Below are 20,806 nucleotides of genomic sequence, written 5' to 3'. Positions count from 1 at the left end.
CTTCATCGTGCTCGGCCAAGCCCCGTCCGCCTTACCGCCCCCTACGCGCGCCCACCTACCCACGCACTACCCCGCGCACCTACGCAGTCCAGCAGCGGCCGACCTCCCCTCAGCCATCTCCTCCCGCCACCCCTCCCGACCCCACCCCAGCCGAACCCGCACCATCACCATCACCCACACGGCCCCGTGCCGACCAACGACCCGACAATCTCTCCACCCTGCCCCAACACCCCCAAGGAGCAGGGAGATCCCCGTCCGCCGGAACCCACCCGAGCAACCGATCACCCCCCTCCACCATCCAGTCGGGTGGTTGATCGGCCATCCCCCCGCCTAAGCTGCCGCCCGCTCCGCCGTCGGTAGCCACCGGAGGGATCCCGCATGCTCCGAACCCCCGCCCATGCCAAACTCCGCGGCCGGGCCATGGTCCTGCTGGTCGTCTTCCCGGCCATCGCCTTGCGCGACCTCTTCGAATTCCTCGACATCACCGGCACCGACGCCTGGCTGGCCACCGCAGCCTCCCTGGCCCTCCTGTGCGCACTCGGCCACCTCGCCGGCTCGACCCTCGCAGACCGAGCCGATCACCCGGACGACCGCGACTTCGAACTCCAGATCGCCGACCTCTGCCGCCGCGACGGCCTCCTCGCCGTCCAGGTCGCCCCGGACGCCAACGTCAAGGCCTACCTCCCCAACGGCAGCCTCGTCCTCATCCGCTGCGGCCCCACCGACCACGAGGCCCACCCCTTGGACCTCCACGACTTCATCGGCACGGCCCACCACGACCACCAGGCCGACATCCCGGTATTCGTCACCCTCCACGGATTCACCACAGAAGCCCGCGAGTTCGCCCAGTACCACGGCATCGTCCTACTCGACCAACCACGCCTGGGCCAATGGCAACAGGGCCACGGTCTGACCACCCTCGTCGGCACCCACTGACGCCACCCCATTCCCGCCACCCAGCCACCGGCCCACCCCACCCTCCGGCCCCACAAGTCCCACCCCCACCGGCCCGAACCCGCACCTCCCCACCACCACCCGCGATCACGCGATAGCCACCGTTTTGCCCCCGACGAGTGGCCGAATCCCACTACGTGCAGTGATCTCCCGAAGACGCTTACGACTCACCCGATCAAGTGCAATGATGCTTCGGATCACCGTTGAGCACCGAACTCCGAAGATCGCAATTGCGGGGGTGGCAGTTTTGCCCGGACCACACAAGACCCAACTCCCGGCAACCCTCCTGGCAGCCCTAACCACCCTCACCCTCCTGACCGGCACCACAGCCTGCTCTTCCGACAAAAAACCCAAAGACCCAAAAATTAGTCAAGCATCACCAAAAACGGCAGCCCCGCCCCTGCAGCCTCCTCCGACTTCCAAGAGTGCAATCCCCACGGCACCGCCTATAAGCGAAGTCGAAGGCACGAGCACTGCGCAGAGTTACTTCGATGCAAGCAAGAAGGCGCGATCAGCACGCGATATCCGTGCACTTTCGGAAGTCGAAACGGGAACCCTGCTTGAGATATCCACCGCCCGCCTTGAGCGGATTGTTAAATATGGCGACAACATCGGTAACGACGAAGACTTGGCCACGAACAGCAACGTTCATGTAGCCCCGCCACAAAGTGCACCCCCGGGGGACACCAGATGGCTTCTCTCGATGGGTCGCCAGGCGATTGGAAAGCAATCCAGAGGCTCTCTTGGAATACTTCGCCAGGAGCAGGGTGTCGGGCCCTGGAAAATGTCTTTTCTTGCATTCACAGATGTCGGCAAGGATTTTCCAGCCGCCTCCCAAATCGCCACAGCGGAGGTCAATGGTTCCGGGGAACCATCCAACATCTACTACGGGGAAGAGATTTGTCGAGATTTTGCAAGCTATCTTGATGGTGGTTCAACCACAACGAACTGGGGCCCTAAGGCGAAGGCAGTAATTCAGGAGGATCGCAACAACAAGCACGACACGGAGGCACTGGCGAAGGGCGGTTCAGCCACCTTCAAGACCGAAATCCGAGATGGCGATAGGGTGCCCGCGTGGAAGACTTCCGACGGCGGGAAGTTGGTCATGTGTACAACACGATCCTCTTCCAATCTCACGGCCGGACCTACACCAATCACGGTCACAAATAGCCAAAGTTTCCAAAACTTGAACGGCCGAACCACCAAATGGAAGACCTTGAATGTCGTCAACGTCGGAATGACCGTTTTCAAGATCCCGGCAACCTCAGATTCCCCCATTGACATCGTTGCCGACTCTGTGCGCTCACTTTCAACCGACGGCACTCCGGCCTGACCTTGAATAATTTGCTATCGCCTCGAAGATGCTCGTCAGGGAGGATTCATGAACAGATCGAAAGTTCTACGAAGCGTCGCCTTGGCATGCACTGCCAGCGCCGCCAGTGCCCTGCTATTTCTTCCGCGGGCATCTGCAGGGGTAACGAACTGTGGCGACCTCATCATTTGCATCGAAGTACCGGGCCCCGGCGGAACGGGAGGAGGGGGAACGGGGAGCAGTAGTAATGGTGGTGGGGGTAGTGGTTCAACCGGAGGGAGCGGTGGCGAACCCGGATTTACCCAGGGAAATGGGGAGCACACTGCCGTGGGGGCAACGACCACCAACGGCAACACAGGAGGCAATCCTCCGCAGCCAAAAGCCCCTACCGATGCTGAAGTGGCGACTCTGGCCATGGCTCAACTCGAGCTTCGAAAGCCGCTCGTGCATATGACTCCCGAAGCCGGAAAAATCGGACTCGTCGGCCTACCGGTGTGGTTGTGGATTGATTCGACCGACCCACATCGATGGTCTCGAGAGGGAATTTCCAAGACAGTGACCGAGCGCGGTGTAACCGTTACCGCAACGGCCCATTCGACCTACGTCTCATGGTCAATGGGAGACGGCTCCACTGTCAATTGCTATAATCCCGGCACTAAATACGATCCCTCTTCCTCCCGCACCTCGTCCCCCGATTGCGGCTACGTTTATATCAGCACTTCCGGGAGTCAAACCTCGGGCCGCTTCACTGTCACTGCCACCGTCCACTGGGAAGCCAGCTACGTAGGCGCTGACGGCGAAACCCACATTCTCCCGAACATGGCGGGCGAAACCAGTACCACTGCTCGCGTGGGTGAGCTCCAAGTCGTCAATTAGCCCGCCCCAATAAGGCAGCAACAGGCTCGGTTGACTTGCTGAGGGTCGGCGAAACGCAGTCGAATCGGCGTCGGCATGGCCAACTGCCGCAATGTTCGCGTGTCGAGGGCGGTTGCCACAGCGGAAGCGCTCGTTGGACAAAGCAACCTCGCCGATAGCTTGGTGCCGGACGTGGTAGCCGCGTACGTCTTGTTGCGAGGCTCGCGGGTAGCCCACAGCCGGCGGAGTCGGGCCGGACTCGAAGAGTTCGGTGATCGGCTTGGCGAAGGTCGCGGGCGGCCGGCGTTGATGCGCAGAGATCGGCTGGATCGACATGCCGCCGTTGACGCGACGGCCATTGCGAGCACGGCGTCGGCAAGTCCGTCGCCGATCTTGCCGAACGGCTGTACCCATTCACCACAGTCGGCCTGTGGGACCCGGAGAACTCGGCCGCCAGAGCACCGGGCGATAGACCCGGCGAGCCACGGGCCTGACCGCCAACATCGCCCTCGCCTATGCACTCAAGAGGCCCCCGCAGCGAGGGACGCTGCGGGGGCCTCGCCGGTCGCCGCCGAACTCGGCGTCTCGGTGGTCGAGGTCGCAGTGGCCTGGGCGCCGGCGAGGGCGTCCTTCACCCGCCGATCCCGCCCAGTCCGGCGCGGCGCGGTGCGGCCCCGCCTCACCCCCGGGCCGACATACCCCCCGCCCGCCGGCCACCAGCCACCCAACGCCCAGCCAACCCAAGTCGGTTCGCCCCGCCACGCCCCAGTCCGGCGCACCTTCCCATTTCGCATCGCCCGCGACCGCCGACAGCCTGGCCCCGAGATCGCGCGAGAAACCCTGATCCGACTCGGCGCTAGCGCGCGAACTCGGTGTCGGCCCAAAGGACAAGCCGCGGCCGACCATGCAGAGCGCAGGTCGCCCCCGCGCGCCCGTCAGCGGACGTGCCACCCCATCGTCGTCGCGAGCGTGGCGGCCTGCTCCAGCGTGATCGTCGCGCCCTTGAACTCGACCGTCAGCGGGTCGAGCGAGGACAGATCGCTGCCGCGCAGGTCGGCGCCGGTCAGCTTCGCGCCGTGCAAGATCGTGCCCGACAGGTCGCAACCGGTCACGGTCGCCTTCTCCAGACGCGCGGCGGTCAGATCCGCCTCGCGCATGCGGACGCCGTCGAAACCGGCTTGGCGCAGGTCGGCACCGGGCAGGCCGACGAACGACCAGTCGCCGCCCGAGACTTCGAACAGGGTGTAGGTGCACTGCCGGAACAGGCTGCCGACCAGCTTGCAGTCGGTGAACCGGGTGTCGAAGAACGTGCAGCGCTTGAACGTGCAGTTCGTGAACGCCGCCCCGGTGTGCCGCGAGGCGTTGAACCCGACTCCGGCGAAGGTGCATTCGTCGAAGACCGCGCCCTCGTCGACCACCTCGGTCCAGTCCGTGTCCAGGAACGAGTAGCGCGTGTACTTCGTGGCCTCCGTCAGCGATCTCCCGTACCAGTCCTCGTTCCGGATCACCGGCTCCGCATCGGCAATCGGCGGCTCGGGCGAAACGGGACCGATACCGGCGCGGGCGGGTCGAATAGCCATCCCTCCATTACACACGCCGCCCCCGACACCACCCGCCATACCGCAGCCCGCCGCCCCCGGCCCACCTCCGAGCCGCCCACTCATCGCCTCGATCCCCCGCTCCGCCCCGGCTACCCTCCCTCCACCACGAAGCGAAAGCCCAACGCGTCCAGAAAGGCCCGCAGCAGCTCGTCCGGTGTGCCCTCCGCGCGCAGCGTGGTGTCCAGGGCGGCCTCGTCCGGCGTGAGCCCCGCCTCGCGGGCCCAGCCGACGGCGTGCGGGACCACCCGTTCCGGTGGCGGGCCGAGTTCCGGGTCGAGCGCGTACGACCTGGCCGCGCGCGGCGCCAGCGCACAATGCCAGACGTCGCCACCGCGCGGACTCTGCGCGTCGATCATCGCGAAATGGCCGGACACCACGTCGGCCGTCAACACCGGCGCCTCCGTGTCCGCCATCAACGACGGACCCGGGTCCAGCCCCGACGAAAGCAGCAGAACCTGCCAGTCTCCGTCGCGAGCCGACCAGCGCGGTTCGCCTCCGGCCTGCTGTACGGCCGGCAGTTCCAACAGGGGCCACGCCGATCGGGCGACGACATATACACCGAAGCTACCCATCGCACCCCAGCATAGGACCCGTCGGGCGAACGTCGTATCCCTTTGCTCCGACCCGCAGACGACCTGTACCCCTCCGAGCCCGCGTGAGAGCGTGACCGGATGGACATTGCCACTCACCTCGACATCCTGCGCGCCGACGGCGAGTTGCTCGCCCGTACGGCCGAGCGCACCGGCCTGGACGCGCCCGTACCGAGTTGCCCCGATTGGCGAATCCGGGACCTGCTCGGACACTTGGGCGGCGTGCATCGCTGGGCCGCCTTCGTCATGCGATCGGGGAACACCACGCGCCCGAGCCGAGACGACACGGCGACGCTCTTCCAGGCGCCGGGCGACGACGAACTGCTCGACTGGTACCGGACCACGCACACGGATCTGCTGAAGACCCTCACCACGGCCACTCCGGACACCCCGGCGTGGACCTTCTTCGAGGCGCCGTCCGCGCTCGCCTTCTGGGCCCGGCGCCAAGCGCACGAGACCGCCGTACACCGCGTCGACGCCGAACTCGCGGCCGGTGTGCCGTCCACCGTGCCCGCGGATTTCGCCGCGGACGGCATCGACGAGCTGCTGGCCGGCTTCCTGTCCCGGCCCGGGCGCAACCTCGTCGCCGACCCGCCGCTGAACATCGCAATCGCCCCCGACGACAACGACGCCGCCTGGACGATGCGGATCGGCACCGACGCACGGCGGGTGGAGTCGGGCGCCGGCGCCGCCGACCTCACCGTCTCGGGCCCCGCCGAGAAGCTCTACCTACTGGTCTGGAACCGGGCCGACACCACCGGCTGCCGACTCGACGGAGACCGAGAAGTCCTGGCCCGTTGGCGCGAGTTGGCCACTGTGGATTGATTCCGCCCGGGATTGATTCCGCCCGGTGCCCGGAATTGGTGGGCCTCCGCGGGTCTAGCCTGCCCGCGGAGGCCCGCTGTGCCACCCCATCGGGCACGCCGGCACGTTTAAGGACCAGGGTCGTCTTGAAAGTCGTCGCGTTCTACCTTTGAACTACCAGGCCACGAGCGGCCCGGGCTGGAGTCGAACCAGCAACCGACGACTGGAGCCCCGTCCGGTCGATCCGGCGATGGGCGGCGATGCTGAGTCTGGAGCAAGAGTCTGAGATTCATCGCGGGCTGCCTCTGCCGTATTGGGCCATCCCGGCTCGTGGTGCCGGGAGGAGGGTTCGAACCTCCACCGTTACCCGCGTTCGTCACGACAAGCTTCAGTTTCAGCTTGCGCTCCTCGCGCACCCCCGGCCCTCCGGCCGGGGGATTCTCGAATGCTACCCGCCGTGGCCGTTGCCGAGCAGGTAGCCGAACACCGCGTCACCGACGAGACGGTCCGTCACGTCCGCGCCGTTGGCCTCCTCGCGGGCGAACTTCACCGCGCGCTGCAACTTCTCGACCCGGTCGACGAGTTCGTTCACCCGACGAGCGGGCAGCGCGCCGGAGAACTTGACCGTGGTCCAGTAGCCCGCGGCGATGTCCTCGAAGTACATCTCCACCTGGGCCGGGTGGTGTTCAGTCGCCTCGGCCTTGACGTGGTTGCGCGGCACCTTCTTGGTCCGCACGGTACGCACCGGCTCGGTCCGCCAGGAGTCCGTGGAGGGGTCGAGCGTCCACGTCTCGGCGGCGTCCAGGACCGGCAGCTTGCGCACGAAGGTGTGCACGTCGACCAACTGCTTCTCCAGGAAGAGCAGGTACGACACCGGCACGTCGCGCAGCAGCGGCGCCCCGTCGACGACCACGTCGGCGCGCGCCTCGCAGTTGGCCCAGTCCTTCGTCGCGGTCACGTCGAAAAGGCGGGTGAGCGTACCGGTGACGGAGCGCAGCACCTCCTCGCCCTTGACCTGCACCCGGGTCGACTCGGGCGGAAGTTGCTCGCCCTCTTCGTCCTTGGGCTGGTAGGTACGCGAGATGCCGGACAACAACGCGCCCTTCTGGACCCGCTGATGAGCGTCCGTCAACTCCTGGAAGGACTTGGTCTTGACGCCCTTCTCCACCGCGATGATCTGGTTCAATTTCGCCACGCCGCGACGCTAGCAGTGGAACATCAGTACGGGACAACGGTTTTCGGTCGGGTGCGAGGTATCCGCCGGGTGGCTGCGGAACGAGGGCGGCGCCCGAGGCGGCCGGCGCAGCGCAGCGGTGGCCGGCCGAGGCCGGGCCGCGAGCGGAGCAGAGGCCATACCGAGACCGGCACCAAGGTCGAGGCCAAGGCCGGCGCCCCGACCGCTCGGCATCCGGATGGAGCCGCCCCGGGTCGCGGCCCCGGCAGGGTCGGGGACGGTCCCGGGCCGGGCCGTGTCCTCGGCCTCAGCGCCTGATCGGCAGGGCGAAGTCGTCGTCGGCGACGATCCGGTACGTGCTGTTGAGCTGCCATGGGCCCACCAGGCCCTTGATCCGCTCGGCGCGCCGCTGCTCGCTCGCCCCGATCCGGTCGACCCACTCGGGGATCTGCTCGGGGGTCGCGTCGATCAAGGCGACCGTCATGAGCTGTTGCGGGTCGGCCAGATCGATCGCGCTGAGCACCCGCCGCGGATCGCCCGTGAATTGCTCGTCCGGGAGCCACGCTTCGCGGAACGTCGCGTAGTCCACGCCGTCGTTGAGCCGCCGTACCATCGCCCCGATCAGCATGTTTCCCGTCCCCTTCGGCCATTGCCGTACATCGTAAGGGCGTCGCACTTACGGTGTAAGTGCGACGCGAGAACAGCTTGCCTTACAGCGTAAGAATGGTCAAGGCGTCACCCCACAGCCCACCAGGCCCGCCACCCACCAGGCTCTCCACGCAACCGCCATCCACCCGACCTCCCCGCGCTACTCCCCGCGCTCCGCCGCACTGCGCACGACGCAGAACTCGTTGCCCTCCGGATCGGCCGGAACGACCCACCCCGCCCCGTCCGGGTTGCGCAGATCGGCGACCATCCGGGCGCCCAGGCCCAGGACCCGTTCCACCTCCTCGTCGCGCGGACGGGCCGGACGCAGATCCAGGTGCGGTCGGTTCTTGCCGGCCTTCTCCTCCGGAACCTGGAGGAAGAGCAGCGTCGGATCCTTGGGCAGGAGCACCACCGCCTCGGGATCGCCCGCGCGGTCGTCCGGACCGAGCGGGCTGTCCAGGACCCGGCTCCAGAACGAGGCCGGCGCGTACGGATCGGCGCAGTCGACGGTGACATGCAGAATGTGCGAACTCGCGTACATACCTCCGAGTCGGGACCCGAACGGCGGATCGACACGCGCCGCGCGAGCCGTGGGCCGAGGATCCTACGCATCCGCCGAACCGGTGACATACGTGTGGAACGGCTCCCCGGCGGCCACCTGTACGGGGCGAGGCTGCACAGGACACAACGGATTCCCGTTCCGCGACACCCGATTCCCGATATCCGCGTTTTCCAGATTCCGGAGGCCGAGATGAGCGATCTCGATGCGTACGGCGGCGCGCCCGACAACCCCGACGTACTCGTGATCACCACCAACGACGTACCGGGCTACCGGGTGCAGCGGGTGATCGGCGAAGTCTTCGGCCTGACCGTGCGCTCCCGCAACATCGGCAGCCAACTCGGCGCGGGCCTCAAGTCGATGGTCGGCGGCGAACTCCGCGGCCTCACCAAGACCCTCGTGCAAAGCCGTACGGAGGCCGCCGAACGACTCGTGGAACAGGCCCGCGGCCGGGGAGCCAACGCGATCCTGGCGATGCGGTACGACGTCACCGACGCGGGCAACGGAACGGAGATCTGCGCGTACGGCACGGCCGTGGTACTGACGCAGGCGTAGTTCGGCGCGGTTCGGCGGGGCCCTACTCGGCACGGCACGGCGGCGGGGGCGGGGACAGGGCGGCGGCCCCGCGGCGGGCGGATCCGATCCGGGGGCGGCCGATTCGTGTGTCCGGCCGACCGGGGCACCTACGCGATACCTGCCAGCAGCGCCGTGATCGCCAACCCGAACCGTTCGTCGTGGTCGGCCTGCGTGCCAAGACCTTCCGCCAACGCCGCCGCGATACAGGGAAGTTCGGCAACGTCCCCGGGGGTGGTCCGCGGTGGCGAGTCGGCCGGATCCAGCTCCGCCAACGTGTGCCCGATCACGAACGTGGTTATCGCGTTGAGCAGTTGGCAGGCTCGCAGCGGCGCGAAGCCCTCATCCACCAGTGCCGCGGCGGCGCGTTCGACGGCGGCCAAGGCGTTCGGTGTGGCGACCGGACGTGTGGCCACGAGCGGGACGACCGCCGGGTGGCGCAGCAGTTCGGCACGGAACGCCTGGGCGAATTCGGCGAGCCACACCGAACGCGGCCCGGCCGGCTCCGGCGACACACTCGCGACGATCCGCTCGACCAGGCCGTCCAGGACGGCGTCCTTGTTCGGAACGTAGTGGTACAGGGTCATCGCCTCGACGCCGAGCTCGGCCCCGATCCGACGCATCGACAACTTGCCGATACCGTCCCGATCGGCAAGCGCGAGCGCGGCGTCCAGGACCTGCGCACGGGAGAGACGGCCCATCGGGATCAAGCCAGTCCGAGCAGGTCGGCGTGCCGCTCGACGGCGTACGCGAAGAACGGGTCGGCGGGGTCGACGCTGCCTGCGAGTTGGCCGAACAGTTCGAAGCTGACGATGCCGAACACGCCGGTCCAGGCGAACAGGGCTCGGGCCAGGACCTGCGGCGGCACGTCCAACCCGCTCGCCTCCACCACCGTTTGTAGTTGCGCGGCGAGTGGGCCGGGGAGGGCGGATGCGCCGGAGGGGCGGGCAAAGTCCTGGCCCGAGTCACGCAGGATGCGCAGGAGCGCGAACGGGACGCGTGCGAAGGGGGCCAGGGTGTGTTCCGGCGCCTGATAGCCGGGGACCGGGGAGCCGTAGATGAGCGCGTACTCGTGCGGATGCGCTCGCGCCCAGTCGCGAACGGCGTCGCACAGCCCGCGCCAGGCCGCGCGGGGGTGCTCGGCGGGGGCCGCGGCCTCGACGGCGCGCTCGGCCCGTTCGCCCACCGCGTTGTACGCGTCGACGATCAGCGCGGTCAGGAGGTCGTCGCGGCTCGGGAAGTACCGATACAGCGCGGACGAGGCCATGCCGAGCTCGCGGGCGACGGCGCGCAACGACAGCTGCTGGGCGCCCTCGGCGGCGAGGTGACGACGCGCGGCCGCCTTGATCTCGTGGGCGAGTTCGGCTCTGGCACGATCGCGCGCCGTGCGCGTGGCTCCGGTCATCCGGCCAGTGTGCCAGACCCCAGAGCACTGCACCCAAACGAGAGCACTGATCTCGCATCACTCCACCCAAACGAGAACACCGCTCCCACACCACCACGCTCACATCCCCAAGCCCCAAGGCGTGAGCGGGGGACACATTCGAGAGCACCACTCTCGAAGCAGTACACCTCTCTCCTCGTATCACCTCACCGCACCACAACGAGAACACCGCTCTCGGATCAGCACCCTCAACATGCCCGCACCGCTCATGTCCTGGATCAGATCACCGCTCCGAGGCGCGAACACCAGGCACGACCAAGAGCACCGCTCTCAACCGGCCGCGCTGGAAAGGGCAGTGACAGACCCACCTGCGCATCACCGCTCCAAACTGCGGGCACCGGACACAAACGAGAACACCGCTCTTGCAACGCCACCTCTGAAACGCACGCCACCGCTCCGTCCCGCACCACCGCCCCCAGTCGCGTGCACCACCCACAACCAAGAGCACCGCTCTCAATCCGCCGCGGCGAAGGCGGCCCGCCATTCGCGCAATTCTGCTCGGGACCGCGGGCTCGGGACTGCGGATCGCGGATCGCGGACACGGGACACAAACGAGAGCACCGCTCTTGTATCCCCGGGAACGCGCGCTGGCGCCGCTCATGTCACGCGCCACCGACGCGGCGAATCACAACCAAGAGCGCTGCTCCCAGCCCCTGCGTCGAGGGGACGCACCGCCCCCTCGCGCATGGCCGCTCTGTGGTGCGCACCTGACACGACCGAGAGCATCGCTCTCAAGCCAACTGGCTCTCGAAGGCGCGCGCCGCTCGCGCATCACTGCTGCGAACCGCGGACACCAGCCACAAACGAGAGCATCGCTCTCAAGCCACCATCTCCAAGGCGCGCGCCGCTCGCGCATCACTGCTCCGAACCGCGCACACCAGCCACAAACGAGAGCACCGCTCTCAAGCCACCATCTCCAAGGCGCACGCCGCTCGCGCATCACTGCTCCGAACCGCGCACACCAGCCACAAACGAGAGCACTGCTCCCGAGTTCCGATGCGGGTACCGGACGGCCGCTCCCTGGCATCGCTGCTTCGAACTGCAGACAGGGGGCGCAGACGAGAGCACCGCTCCGAATCACCGTCTGCAACAGCGCGTCATCCCACGTCGCTCCAAGACGCGGACGCCGAACACAAACGAGAGCACCGCTCTCACGCCGTTCGAGGGTCGATCCTCTCCCGGCTAGCCCACGCCACACTCGCCTCGAAGCCCGACGCCCAGCCCGGACCCCACAACGTCACCGTCCGGTCCCGCCCCGCCCCGTCTCCGGCTCCGGCTCCGACTCCGCCCCGGCCCGGCCCCGACCCCGGCTCCCAGCCCCGGGGCTCCCGACTCCCGAGCCAACGCCTCCGATCTCACCCCCTGCCGGCCCGCCCGAGGCACCCCGCGCCAACCTCGCCCCATCCACCGCCCACGTCGACCCCCCTCCCCCGCCCAAGCCGAACCACGCCCACCTCCCACCGGCCCCGCCCAACCCCCGCCCCACCCCCATCATCCGCCTCGACCTTGGCCCGCCCCCACCGTGCGTACCCCACCCCCGCCTCGCACCCCCCGCCCCGCCCCGCCCCGCACCCCGCACCTCCGCCCACACCCCCACACACCCGCGCGCCCCGCGCCCCCCGCGCGCCCCGTTGTGAGCTCGTGTGCCGATCGGGCCCACCGGCCAACCGGTCCGATATGTCGACCATGGCCGGTCGATACCCCTAACCTTCAGTTGCGTGGTGGTCCACCCAGATGGGCTCGGCCGGGGAGGCACACATGACCGAACGTGGTGGTGGGCGGGTCATCCGAATCCCGTCGGAGCGGGGGCAGTTGCTGCTTGTGGAGGGTGGTGGATCCGGGCGGAGACGGCGGTCGGAGACTGGGAGCAACCTGGTCGCGATGTCGGCTCTGACGCCCCATCAACTCTTTCCGGACGCCGCCGCCGACGTGGTGCAGTTGCCGGACGCGGTGCAGCCGCACGCGGTTCGGGCCTATCTTCAGGCCGCGGGTGCGGTGGACGGGCCGGTGATCGTCTATTTGACCGGGCGCCTCCTGTTCGACCGTCGGCGTCGCGAACTGCACCTGGGCCTGCGTGATTCGACGTCCGGCTCGGTGCGTTACGACGGGCTTCCGTGGTCCTGGGTGGTCGAACTGCTCGGTCCTCGGCCGGCCGAGAACACCCTGGTGATCTGCGATCTGACGGCGGGGCGGGAAACCTGGGAGGCGGCCCGTGAACGGGCGCACGAGTTGTGCCAGGGCCTTCCGCTGTGGGGCGTGTTGAATCCGCCGGACGTCAAGGGTCCGCCGCATCCGTTCACCCGGGCGCTGGTGGCCGCGCTCGCTCAGGGCTTTCCCGAACTGCCGGATCCGGTACCGGCCGAGGAGATCCATCCGCTGCTCGCCGAGCGGGCCCGATTGGCCCCGGACACCGTCGAGTTCGCGCCATCCGCCGGTTCGCTCGCGCTGGCCAACTGCTCGCCCGAGGCACGTCCGCCGACCCTGCGTACGGCCGTTCGCCGGCTCAAGGCGGTCACGCCGCGCGGCAACGGCGCCACCGGGACCGGGATCTCCGCGCTGTCCGCCGTGCCGCCCAACGGCATGACCCCGGCGCAGCGTTCCGGCCTGCGCGGCTCCGGCGTGGTCGGTGGCGGGATCGGCGGCGGAGCCGACCCCGAGGCTGCCCGCCGGCGGCCGCCGGTCGCCGACCCGCGGGCCGAACCCGACGCCCACCCGGCCCCGGCCACCCGGCCGCGCGACGAACCCGGTGTCGGGCGGCGGGCGCTGGGCCTGGTCCGTTCCGTACTCACCTCCGGGCCGGAGGACGAGCCCGAGGTACCCGGTACCAGCCTGCGCGAGGCCCTCCGAGCCGGCGCCGCCAAGCCGGGCAGCCGCCCACTCGGCCCATCCGCCCGCAAGGACGGCGCGCCGTCGGCGACCGGTCGCGGCGCCGGCGGTCCGGCCGCTCGTGGCAAGCCGAGCCCACCCACCAAGTCCGCGCTGCTCGAGCGCGAACCGGAGTTCCCCGGCCCGACCGACCGCCGCACGAACGGCCCCGCACGCGGCTCGGCGACCGCCCCCGCGGCCGGATCCGCACGCAGCTCCGCGGACCGCTCCGCCGACAGCCCTGTGAACAGCCCCGCGAGCGCCGCGTCTCGGCCCGCGACCCGCCCGACGATGGGCGCCGACCCGAACCGCCGTGCGGCCGGTTCCGCGCCGCGGCCGCATCCCGAGCCGCCGCCCCCGCCGCTGCCGCCTCGGATAACCGTGCGAATCCAGGCGACCGACGCGAGTGCGCTGACACCGACTGCCGCACGTCGTCCGCCGAGCACGAGTCCCACCCAACTGCCCCCGGCACTCGCGCCGAACCGAGGAATCGGGCCGGGCCGGCCGATGTCGATGCCGGTGCGCGGCCGGGCCGTCGCGCCTACACCCGCCCGGCGGGCGCTGTCCCAGGGCGCGTCGGCGGCGGGCGCGTTGATCCGGCCGGCGGACGTACTGCCCACGTACTGGCACGAGTTGGCGGCCATCCGGCACGCGTCGGACACCGGGCGCGGCATGGAGGCGTGGCAGAAGGCCGCCGAACTCAGCATGCACATGGAGAGGTTGGTCGGTCCGGCGCATCCCGGCACGCTGGACGCCCAGGCCATGCTCGCGTTCGTGAGCGCCGGACTGGGTCGGGTCGCGGACGCGGTGTTGATCTACTGCCAGGTCGCCGAGCGCGGCGCGGAGGCGGTCGGCCCGCAACACCCGAGTACGATCGCCGCCGCGGACAACGCGCTCAAGGTGTGGCTGCGAATCCCGGACGCTCAGGAATCGGTACGGCTCGGGCCCGCCGTCGTGGCGATGCGCGAACGTGTCCCTGGCTCGGCGAATCGGGGCCTGGAAACCGCCCGGGCGCACCTGACCCGGATGCGGTTCATCCTCGACCCGGCCGCGGCGGACCCCCGCCCACGGCCCGAACACCGGCCCGAGGCCCAGTCCGACCCACTCGGCCAGGCCCACCCCGACCCGGATCCCGCCCGCCGGCCGACCCAGGTCCGCGGCGCCCCCGTCCGCCGCCGACACGCGAAGACCTGAGCCGCCGCCCGGCGTGCACGCAGCACGCAACCGGGCCGCCCGTACGCACGGTCGACACGCGCCTTCGAGACGCGCCTTCGAGACGCGCCGGCCCAGGCCGCCGGCCCGCCCCGGAGCCGAGCGCGCCTTCCGCGCACCCAACCGAAGCGGCCCACGCACGATCGAGGGGTGGGCCTGCGGGTGTGACCGTCGGGTGGGTGCCGGACCTGGTGCCGTTGCCGGATGTTGTTGCCGGGTGCCGTTACCGGATGTTGTTGCCGAAATCCGGAGCACGATTGGGAAACACTTGCGCATGCGGTTCCGGCCCGAGTGCGGGCAGCTGCGTTCTACCGTGGACCCACCGTTATCGCCCGATGCAAGGGGTATCGCGTGGAATCGATCTCGGTGGACCTGCTGAGCGGGCTTGCCGCCGGAGCCGGCGGCGACGCCGGTCGCCTGGCCTGGACGCGCCTCGTGGAACTGGTGCGGACGCCGTTGCCGCGCGAGCCGGAGCGACCCGAGGGCGAGTCGGACGCGATACCGCCGACATCGAGGTCGTCGCGCGCGACCGGGTCGTCCGTACCGCATCGCCCGGCGCCGTTGCCCACGGGCGAGTTGGAGCTCACCCTGCTCGGACACGAAACCCCGGGCGGACTGCGGGCGTACACCCGGGCCTACGCGCTCGCCGGCGCACTGTCGTTGCGGGCAGACCGTGATCCGGACTTCGCCCGGTCGATCGACCGGTGGTACGCGGACGCGCGGCGGATCGGGATGGCCGGGGAGGAGGCGGGCGATGGCGTGCCGGGTGGGGGCAGTTGCTGCGGTGGGCGTGGCGTGATCGTGCACGGGGAGGGCGGAGACGGCTGGGAGGCCCTGGGCGGGCCGTTCCAGGTCGGATCGTGGGGGCATCGTCCGCTTCCTGCGGTAGGTGAATCGGAGCGGGATGCGCAGGACGATGTGGGCAGCCCGGGTGACCCTGGCTGCCCAAGCGGCGCAAGCGGCACAAGCGGCCCAGGTGACCCGGGCGGGCCGGGCAATCCGGCCGGCCCGGGCAGCCCCGGTCGTCTCGACGGTGACGCCGGTGACGCCGGTGACGTACGCGATCTCGGTGGCCTTGAAGACTCCGGCGACCTCGACGACCTCGGCGAGCCCGGTCGCGACAGTGGTGGGCGCGACCGGTAAGGCTGCTCGGCCACCCGGCCGCCCCACGTCCGGCAGCCCCATCCCAACGCCCCGGCCCCGCCACATCCCGTCCACAGGCCCCCGAACCCAGCGCGCCGCGCCCCAGGTCCGCCCACGCCCGCCCCCGGCCCACGTTTTCCACCGCAACCCGCCCAAAACCGCCCCCTTCGAAAACCCTCGCCGACCCACGCGTTCGACCAACCACGTCCGCCAAGCCCGCCAAGCCCGCCGCGTTCGCCGCGCCCCCCTCGAGGCCCACCCACGCCCGCCCCGGCCCGCCTGCCACCGCGACCCGCGCAAAGCCGCCCCTCCCCGACAGCCCCCGCCTCTCCCCGCGTTCAACCCCCCACATCCGCCCAGGTAAGGCCCTTGCCCCCGGCCAAAATCGCAACCCGTTTCATTTCTTGGCGTTCGCTCTGGTAGCGCGCTACCGGCCGGTACTAAGGTCACTCCACGCGTTGGCCCGGAGGGTCGTCCCTTCCCCCCGGTCCGACGTATTCGCACGGCCGCGTTCCCCGCATTCCTGTACCTCGATAGACCCACGCTCGTCGAGGAGGCCGCATGTCTTCCACCACGTCCCCATCGGGCCCGCCGGACGCGAGCGATCCCGAAGCCCCGCCGTCGGCACCTCGCGGCCCGCTGCCCGCCCTGTTCCGCGGCCTGTGGCACCGCCAGTTGGACCGCTACCCGGCCAACGGGCCGCGGATCTTCTACCTGTCCATCGTGGTCATCGGCTCGGTGATCCTCTACTACGAGCTGTACATCCAGTACGCGGTCTCCACGCTGCTGATGCACGAGTACGGCATGACCTTCATGTACGCGACGATGATCTCCGTCGTCGGCAACGCGGTCGGCGCGTTCGCCTCGCTGTTGGCCGGCCTTGCCGACCGGTGGGGTCGGGCCAACCTGGTCGTGTACGGCCTGCTGCTCACCGGTGTGCTCGTGCTGTTCGCGTTGCCGAACGCGCAGAGCAAGGGCTGGTTCATGTTCTTCATGGCCCTGGTGAACATCGTCGAGGGCATGGCCCTGGTCGCCACGCCGGCGCTGATCCGCGACTTCTCGCCGCAGGTGGGTCGCGCGGGCGCGATGGGCTTCTGGACGCTGGGGCCGATCATCGGCAGCCTGGTGGTCACCACGGTCAGCAGCAACACGTTGGACACCAGCAGTTGGCAGGACGAGTTCCGATACGCGGGCATCGTCGGCCTGGTCGTCTTCGTGATCGCGCTGTTCGGGCTGCGCGAGTTGTCCCCGGCGCTGCGCGACCAGCTCATGGTCTCGCTGCGGGACAAGGCGCTGATCGAGGCGAGGGCTCGCGGCCTGGATGTGGAGGCCGCGCAGAAGAACCACTGGCGGCAGATGATGCGGCTGGACATCCTCGCACCCGCGCTCGGGATCAGCCTGCACCTGATGTTCTACTACACGGTCGTCGGCAACCTGGTCGTCTACTACTCGACCGTCTACGGGTACTCCGAGCAGCGGACCAACGCGCTCGCCAACTGGTACTGGGGTGCCAACGCGATCGCACTCGTCGTGGTCGGCATCGCGTCCGACCTGACCCGGGTGCGCAAGCCGTTCATGATCGTGGGCGGCGTGGGCACGGTCGTGTTCACGTTCCTGTTCGCGCTGACCACGGACAAGCCGGACACGGACTACTACACGTTCGCGTGGCTCCTGGTCGGCATCGGCGTGTGCAGCGGATTGACCTATGCGCCGTGGATGGCCGGGTACACCGAGACCGTCGAGAAGCACAACCCTGCGGCCACCGCGACGGGGCTGGCGGTGTGGGGCTGGATCATCCGGATCGTGGTGTCGGTCTCGGCGGTGTTCACGCCGGTGATCGTCACGTCGGCGACGCCGTTGGTGAACCACGGCGAGGAGGTGGTCGCGGCGCAGGCGGACGCCGGTCCGGCGCTGGAGTTGGTGCAGAAGGATCCGGCGCTGTTCATCCGGATGTCCAAGTTCCCCGACCGCGCGTCGATCCCGATCGATTTGCAGATCAAGGCGTTGCAGCTGGCCGGCGGTGACATCACCAAGCTGAATCTGGTCGAGCAGAAGCAGAAGTCGCTGGGAATCCTGATCGACCACGGCGAGGAAGTGCAGAAGGCGAAGGACCGCGCGAGCGACGAGTGGATGCGCTGGTGGTGGCTGACCCTGGCGTGTCAGGCGCTGTTCGTCCCATGCGTGTTCGTGATGGCCGGCCGCTGGAGTCCGCGCAAGGCGCGGGAGGACGAGGAGGCGCACGCACGTCGGGTCGAGGAGGAACTTGCGGCCCTCGGCGCGGCCGAGAAGGCGCCGGAGGCCGGCCAACCCGCCTGACCCGGCAGCGGCATGCCCCTACGCGGCGGGACCGAGGCCGCCGTCGGCGGCGACACCGTGCCCGCGGGCGCGATTCCTGCGGAAACCCCGAGGGCCCGGCGGGAAACCTCGAAGGCCGTACGGGGAACGCCACGCGTGGTACGGAACCCGAAGGCCGTACGGAGAACGCCGCATGTCGTACCGAAAGCACCGAGAGTCGTACCGAAAACGCCGAGGGCCGGCGCCGCACACGAAGTGCGGTACCGGCCCTCGGTCGTGCTGATCAGTGAAGATCAGAGGCGGTTGATGTTCTCCGCCTGGAGGCCCTTCTGGCCCTGCACGACGTCGAATTCGACGGCTTCGCCCTCGACGAGCTCACGGTAGCCGTTGCCCTGAATCGCGGAGAAGTGGGCGAAGACGTCGTCGCCGCCACCGTCCTGCGCGATGAAGCCGAAGCCCTTTTCCGAGTTGAACCACTTCACGGTTCCGGTAGCCATATTTTTCTCCCTACATGTGGGCCGATGAACGAATCCACACTTCGTGAATCCGGGCGTCGCCGCGTTTTTCGCCCTCATTTCGGAAGCTACCGAAATGCAAAATGCACCTGTAGTGAACAGCTCTACAGGCGCACTCAGAAGATGATGCGAACCACAACTGCAACAGGCTCAAGACTAACACAGGATGGGAGCGAGATCGAGTACTGCTGCAAAACGGCCGGATCCGACCGCTTCGTACCCCACCCTGAGCACCCGAGACCCGGAGCGTGATCGGTGCGCCGACGAGATGTCCGGTACGGCCGACCGGGCCGCGTTACCCGCCTGTAACGAATTCCAAACCAACAATCCTGGACACCGCGCCGCGCGGGGTGCCACCCTGATCCCGCCGAGCCGGGCGCGTCAGCGCGTACGGGCTCGTCGCACCCGGGGCGGGTCGCCGGACACGGACCTCACCGGGGCCTCGCAGACCCTCCCTCGCCCCGCCTTCCTGCCAGGACGCCCGTGTAACGCCCCGCCACTTCCTCGGCCGCCTCATGCGGCCCCCGCGACCGTGCCCCGTGCCGCCGGTCGCCCCTCGCGCGGCCCGTACGTCATCCATCACGCACGTCCGCGCGCACATAGAGCGTCGCGCCGCCCCGGATCGCCCGTTCGTCTCCACGACGGGCCCTCGGCCGGCCGCGCTCCCCTGCCTCGCCGCACTCGCCGACCCGCCCTGTGGCGGCACCTCGGCCTGCCGCCGGCGGCCCGTTCGGGAAAAGAGCTCCACCCGTGTCCGTATTCACCCTGCCCGCGCGCGCCCGCGCGGGACGGTCCGGCGCCGCCGTCGCGGCCATCTCGATCCTGGCCTCGGCGGGCTATCTGATGGCCAACCTGCTGCCTGCCTTCCTCGATGCCGTCCGCACCGGTCTGGGCCTGTCCGGCACCGCCGCCGGCGCGATCGGGACCGCCGTACTGCTCGGCTCCGCGGTCGCGGGTGCGGCCGTCACCCGGGCGGCGGGCGGCGCGGGGCGCGAGCGGCAGGCCCGGATCGGGTTGCTCCTGATGGTCGGCGGCTTCACCGTCGCGGCGATCACCGGCAGTACCCGGCTCGCCGTCGCGGCCGCGATCGTCGGCGGGGCGGGCAGCGGGATGGCGCTGACGGTGGCCACCGCCGCGATGGCGGGTACCCGCGACCCCGCCCGGACGTCCGGCATCGCGCTGCTCGCGGTGGCGTTGTCCGGGACGGTCCTGTACACCCTGGTGCCGCTGCTCGGCGGCGGTCGGCTCGCCACGGTCGGGGTGATGGCGGCGGTCGGCCTGGGGGCGCTGCCGATGGTGCGGCATCTGCCGGTGGCGGTGGCCCCGGCCGATGCCGCGGTCGCACTCGGGCCGGCGCCCCATCGGCGCACCGGACTGCTGCTGACCGCGGCCGTCGGGGTGCGCTCGGTGGCGATGAACGCGCTGTGGGCGATCGCCTCGGGGGTGGGTACCGATCGGGTGGGGCTGTCCACCGAGACGGTGAGCGCGCTGTGCGCCGGGTGTCTGTTGGCGGGGGTCGTCGGAGTCGTGGTGGCGACGTCGGGCGGACGGGGTCGGAGCCGGACCGTCCCGCTGGTGGCGGCGGTGGGCGCCGGTGGGGCGGCCGCGCTGATGTCGACCTTCGCACCCCGCGGCGGCCTGGTCCTCTACGCGGTGGGCCTGCTCGGCTGGAACGCCTCCTGCCAGGCGGTCACCACCTACGTCCTGGGCGTGGCCGCGGCGCTGGACGAGCGCGGCCGGTGGAGCGCACTGGCCATGTCGGCCAACACCTTCGGCGCCGCCTGCGGCCCGGTCGTCGGCCTGTCCGCACTCGGCGCGTTCGGCGCGCCCACCACCGGCACGCTGATCGCCATCACCGCCGCCCTCTGTGCTCTCCCCCTCGCCCACGCCGCCCACACGGCCTCGGCTGTGGCCAGGGACACTGCCGCGAGCACACATGCGAGCGCGCCGGTCGAGCGGATATCGATTCCGACGCAACGCTCCGCCCGGCAACGAACCCGGGTGGCACTTCCCGCGGACCAACCACCCTCCCGACCACCCGGGGCCAGTCGCCTGCGCGGTCGCCGGCGCAGCCACGAGCGGTCGCAGGCGCACCCGAAGGTGCGGTCGCGAGTACGCCCGTAGGCCCGAGGCCGGCCGGACCCGAGGCGACCCCGGGCGCGAGCCGACGGGCGCCGGGCGTGCCACCGGCACCCGGGGTCGGGGTGGGGCTTGGGGTTCGGTCGGCTGTGCGCCCACCTTCGTTGCGCCTGGGGGGCAAGA

At 69.7% G+C, this 20,806-nt stretch carries 17 protein-coding genes and 1 tRNA gene; 9 read left to right on the top strand and 9 right to left on the bottom strand.

The window, feature by feature from the left end; genetic code table 11:
• The first annotated feature begins 378 nt into the window (after window positions 1-378).
• From ACFZBU_RS19855 to ACFZBU_RS19845, 3 genes are all read left to right on the top strand, one after another.
• On the top strand, window positions 379-936 hold the full coding sequence (locus ACFZBU_RS19855) for a restriction endonuclease (protein WP_391584919.1): 558 nt from the start codon (window positions 379-381) through the stop codon (window positions 934-936).
• 205 nt (window positions 937-1,141) lie between these two features.
• Window positions 1,142-2,287: a hypothetical protein gene (locus tag ACFZBU_RS19850; RefSeq protein WP_391584918.1), complete on the top strand. Its 1,146-nt coding sequence runs from the start codon at window positions 1,142-1,144 to the stop codon at window positions 2,285-2,287.
• Between the two features lie 306 nt (window positions 2,288-2,593).
• Window positions 2,594-3,142 (top strand): hypothetical protein, encoded by a 549-nt coding sequence (locus ACFZBU_RS19845; protein ID WP_391584917.1) that lies wholly within the window; start codon window positions 2,594-2,596, stop codon window positions 3,140-3,142.
• 914 nt (window positions 3,143-4,056) lie between these two features.
• On the opposite strand, the gene ACFZBU_RS19840 is transcribed toward ACFZBU_RS19845, so the two are convergent.
• Together ACFZBU_RS19840 and ACFZBU_RS19835 are read right to left on the bottom strand one after the other, a co-directional pair.
• A complete protein-coding gene (locus ACFZBU_RS19840) occupies window positions 4,057-4,701 on the bottom strand; it encodes a pentapeptide repeat-containing protein (RefSeq protein WP_391584916.1) in 645 nt (214 codons plus the stop codon).
• A gap of 110 nt (window positions 4,702-4,811) precedes the next feature.
• Window positions 4,812-5,294 carry a hypothetical protein gene (locus ACFZBU_RS19835; RefSeq protein WP_391584915.1) on the bottom strand — a complete coding sequence of 161 codons (483 nt, stop codon included), beginning with the start codon at window positions 5,292-5,294 and terminating at the stop codon, window positions 4,812-4,814.
• 99 nt (window positions 5,295-5,393) lie between these two features.
• On the opposite strand from ACFZBU_RS19835, the gene ACFZBU_RS19830 reads away from it, so the two are divergent.
• Window positions 5,394-6,137, top strand: coding sequence for a maleylpyruvate isomerase family mycothiol-dependent enzyme (locus ACFZBU_RS19830; protein ID WP_391584914.1), 744 nt, complete (start codon window positions 5,394-5,396; stop codon window positions 6,135-6,137).
• Window positions 6,138-6,447: 310 nt separating this feature from the next.
• Here ACFZBU_RS19830 and ACFZBU_RS19825 read toward each other — a convergent pair.
• The 4 genes from ACFZBU_RS19825 to ACFZBU_RS19810 all read right to left on the bottom strand — a co-directional run bounded on the left by ACFZBU_RS19825 (window position 6,448) and on the right by ACFZBU_RS19810 (window position 8,479).
• Window positions 6,448-6,539 (bottom strand) — tRNA-OTHER (locus ACFZBU_RS19825).
• 25 nt (window positions 6,540-6,564) lie between these two features.
• Window positions 6,565-7,311, bottom strand: a complete 747-nt coding sequence (locus tag ACFZBU_RS19820; protein ID WP_391584913.1) for a hypothetical protein — start codon at window positions 7,309-7,311, stop codon at window positions 6,565-6,567.
• Between the two features lie 286 nt (window positions 7,312-7,597).
• Window positions 7,598-7,918 carry a hypothetical protein gene (locus ACFZBU_RS19815; protein ID WP_391584912.1) on the bottom strand — a complete coding sequence of 107 codons (321 nt, stop codon included), beginning with the start codon at window positions 7,916-7,918 and terminating at the stop codon, window positions 7,598-7,600.
• A 180-nt stretch (window positions 7,919-8,098) separates the two neighbouring features.
• The gene (locus tag ACFZBU_RS19810; protein WP_391584911.1) at window positions 8,099-8,479 is read right to left on the bottom strand and encodes a VOC family protein; all 381 of its coding nucleotides are present in this window, start codon (window positions 8,477-8,479) and stop codon (window positions 8,099-8,101) included.
• 210 nt (window positions 8,480-8,689) lie between these two features.
• Here ACFZBU_RS19810 and ACFZBU_RS19805 point away from each other — a divergent pair, with 210 nt between their 5' ends.
• Window positions 8,690-9,052: a YbjQ family protein gene (locus tag ACFZBU_RS19805; RefSeq protein WP_391584910.1), complete on the top strand. Its 363-nt coding sequence runs from the start codon at window positions 8,690-8,692 to the stop codon at window positions 9,050-9,052.
• A gap of 128 nt (window positions 9,053-9,180) precedes the next feature.
• On the opposite strand, the gene ACFZBU_RS19800 is transcribed toward ACFZBU_RS19805, so the two are convergent.
• A complete protein-coding gene (locus ACFZBU_RS19800) occupies window positions 9,181-9,771 on the bottom strand; it encodes a TetR/AcrR family transcriptional regulator C-terminal domain-containing protein (protein ID WP_391584909.1) in 591 nt (196 codons plus the stop codon).
• Window positions 9,772-9,776: 5 nt separating this feature from the next.
• Window positions 9,777-10,475 carry a TetR/AcrR family transcriptional regulator gene (locus tag ACFZBU_RS19795; protein WP_391584908.1) on the bottom strand — a complete coding sequence of 233 codons (699 nt, stop codon included), beginning with the start codon at window positions 10,473-10,475 and terminating at the stop codon, window positions 9,777-9,779.
• Between the two features lie 1,920 nt (window positions 10,476-12,395).
• On the opposite strand from ACFZBU_RS19795, the gene ACFZBU_RS19790 reads away from it, so the two are divergent.
• The 3 genes from ACFZBU_RS19790 (at window position 12,396) to ACFZBU_RS19780 (ending at window position 18,050) form a co-directional block, all read left to right on the top strand.
• Window positions 12,396-14,573, top strand: coding sequence for a hypothetical protein (locus tag ACFZBU_RS19790; RefSeq protein ID WP_391584907.1), 2,178 nt, complete (start codon window positions 12,396-12,398; stop codon window positions 14,571-14,573).
• 369 nt (window positions 14,574-14,942) lie between these two features.
• Window positions 14,943-15,734 carry a hypothetical protein gene (locus tag ACFZBU_RS19785; protein WP_391584906.1) on the top strand — a complete coding sequence of 264 codons (792 nt, stop codon included), beginning with the start codon at window positions 14,943-14,945 and terminating at the stop codon, window positions 15,732-15,734.
• 561 nt (window positions 15,735-16,295) lie between these two features.
• Window positions 16,296-18,050, top strand: coding sequence for an MFS transporter (locus ACFZBU_RS19780; RefSeq protein ID WP_391584905.1), 1,755 nt, complete (start codon window positions 16,296-16,298; stop codon window positions 18,048-18,050).
• A 272-nt stretch (window positions 18,051-18,322) separates the two neighbouring features.
• Here the strand turns inward: ACFZBU_RS19780 and ACFZBU_RS19775 are convergent, their stop codons facing one another.
• Window positions 18,323-18,526, bottom strand: coding sequence for a cold-shock protein (locus ACFZBU_RS19775; protein ID WP_020555278.1), 204 nt, complete (start codon window positions 18,524-18,526; stop codon window positions 18,323-18,325).
• A gap of 768 nt (window positions 18,527-19,294) precedes the next feature.
• On the opposite strand from ACFZBU_RS19775, the gene ACFZBU_RS19770 reads away from it, so the two are divergent.
• Window positions 19,295-20,668, top strand: coding sequence for an MFS transporter (locus ACFZBU_RS19770; RefSeq protein ID WP_391584904.1), 1,374 nt, complete (start codon window positions 19,295-19,297; stop codon window positions 20,666-20,668).
• The last annotated feature ends 138 nt before the right edge of the window (window positions 20,669-20,806 follow it).

This window comes from Embleya sp. NPDC008237, assembly GCF_042956465.1.
GTDB lineage: Bacteria > Actinomycetota > Actinomycetes > Streptomycetales > Streptomycetaceae > Embleya.
Note: the sequence above shows the minus strand (reverse complement) of the source record. Positions and strands in the feature narration are given on the sequence as shown.

Coding starts and splice junctions, on each gene's coding strand:
- ACFZBU_RS19790 (WP_391584907.1), top strand. CDS start 12,396: ATGTCGGCTCTGACGCCCCATCAACTCTTTCCGGACGCCGCCGCCGAC.
- ACFZBU_RS19815 (WP_391584912.1), bottom strand. CDS start 7,918: ATGCTGATCGGGGCGATGGTACGGCGGCTCAACGACGGCGTGGACTAC.
- ACFZBU_RS19850 (WP_391584918.1), top strand. CDS start 1,142: ATGCTTCGGATCACCGTTGAGCACCGAACTCCGAAGATCGCAATTGCG.
- ACFZBU_RS19805 (WP_391584910.1), top strand. CDS start 8,690: ATGAGCGATCTCGATGCGTACGGCGGCGCGCCCGACAACCCCGACGTA.
- ACFZBU_RS19810 (WP_391584911.1), bottom strand. CDS start 8,479: ATGTACGCGAGTTCGCACATTCTGCATGTCACCGTCGACTGCGCCGAT.
- ACFZBU_RS19795 (WP_391584908.1), bottom strand. CDS start 10,475: ATGACCGGAGCCACGCGCACGGCGCGCGATCGTGCCAGAGCCGAACTC.
- ACFZBU_RS19800 (WP_391584909.1), bottom strand. CDS start 9,771: ATGGGCCGTCTCTCCCGTGCGCAGGTCCTGGACGCCGCGCTCGCGCTT.
- ACFZBU_RS19780 (WP_391584905.1), top strand. CDS start 16,296: ATGTCTTCCACCACGTCCCCATCGGGCCCGCCGGACGCGAGCGATCCC.
- ACFZBU_RS19835 (WP_391584915.1), bottom strand. CDS start 5,294: ATGGGTAGCTTCGGTGTATATGTCGTCGCCCGATCGGCGTGGCCCCTG.
- ACFZBU_RS19830 (WP_391584914.1), top strand. CDS start 5,394: ATGGACATTGCCACTCACCTCGACATCCTGCGCGCCGACGGCGAGTTG.
- ACFZBU_RS19855 (WP_391584919.1), top strand. CDS start 379: ATGCTCCGAACCCCCGCCCATGCCAAACTCCGCGGCCGGGCCATGGTC.
- ACFZBU_RS19840 (WP_391584916.1), bottom strand. CDS start 4,701: ATGGCTATTCGACCCGCCCGCGCCGGTATCGGTCCCGTTTCGCCCGAG.
- ACFZBU_RS19775 (WP_020555278.1), bottom strand. CDS start 18,526: ATGGCTACCGGAACCGTGAAGTGGTTCAACTCGGAAAAGGGCTTCGGC.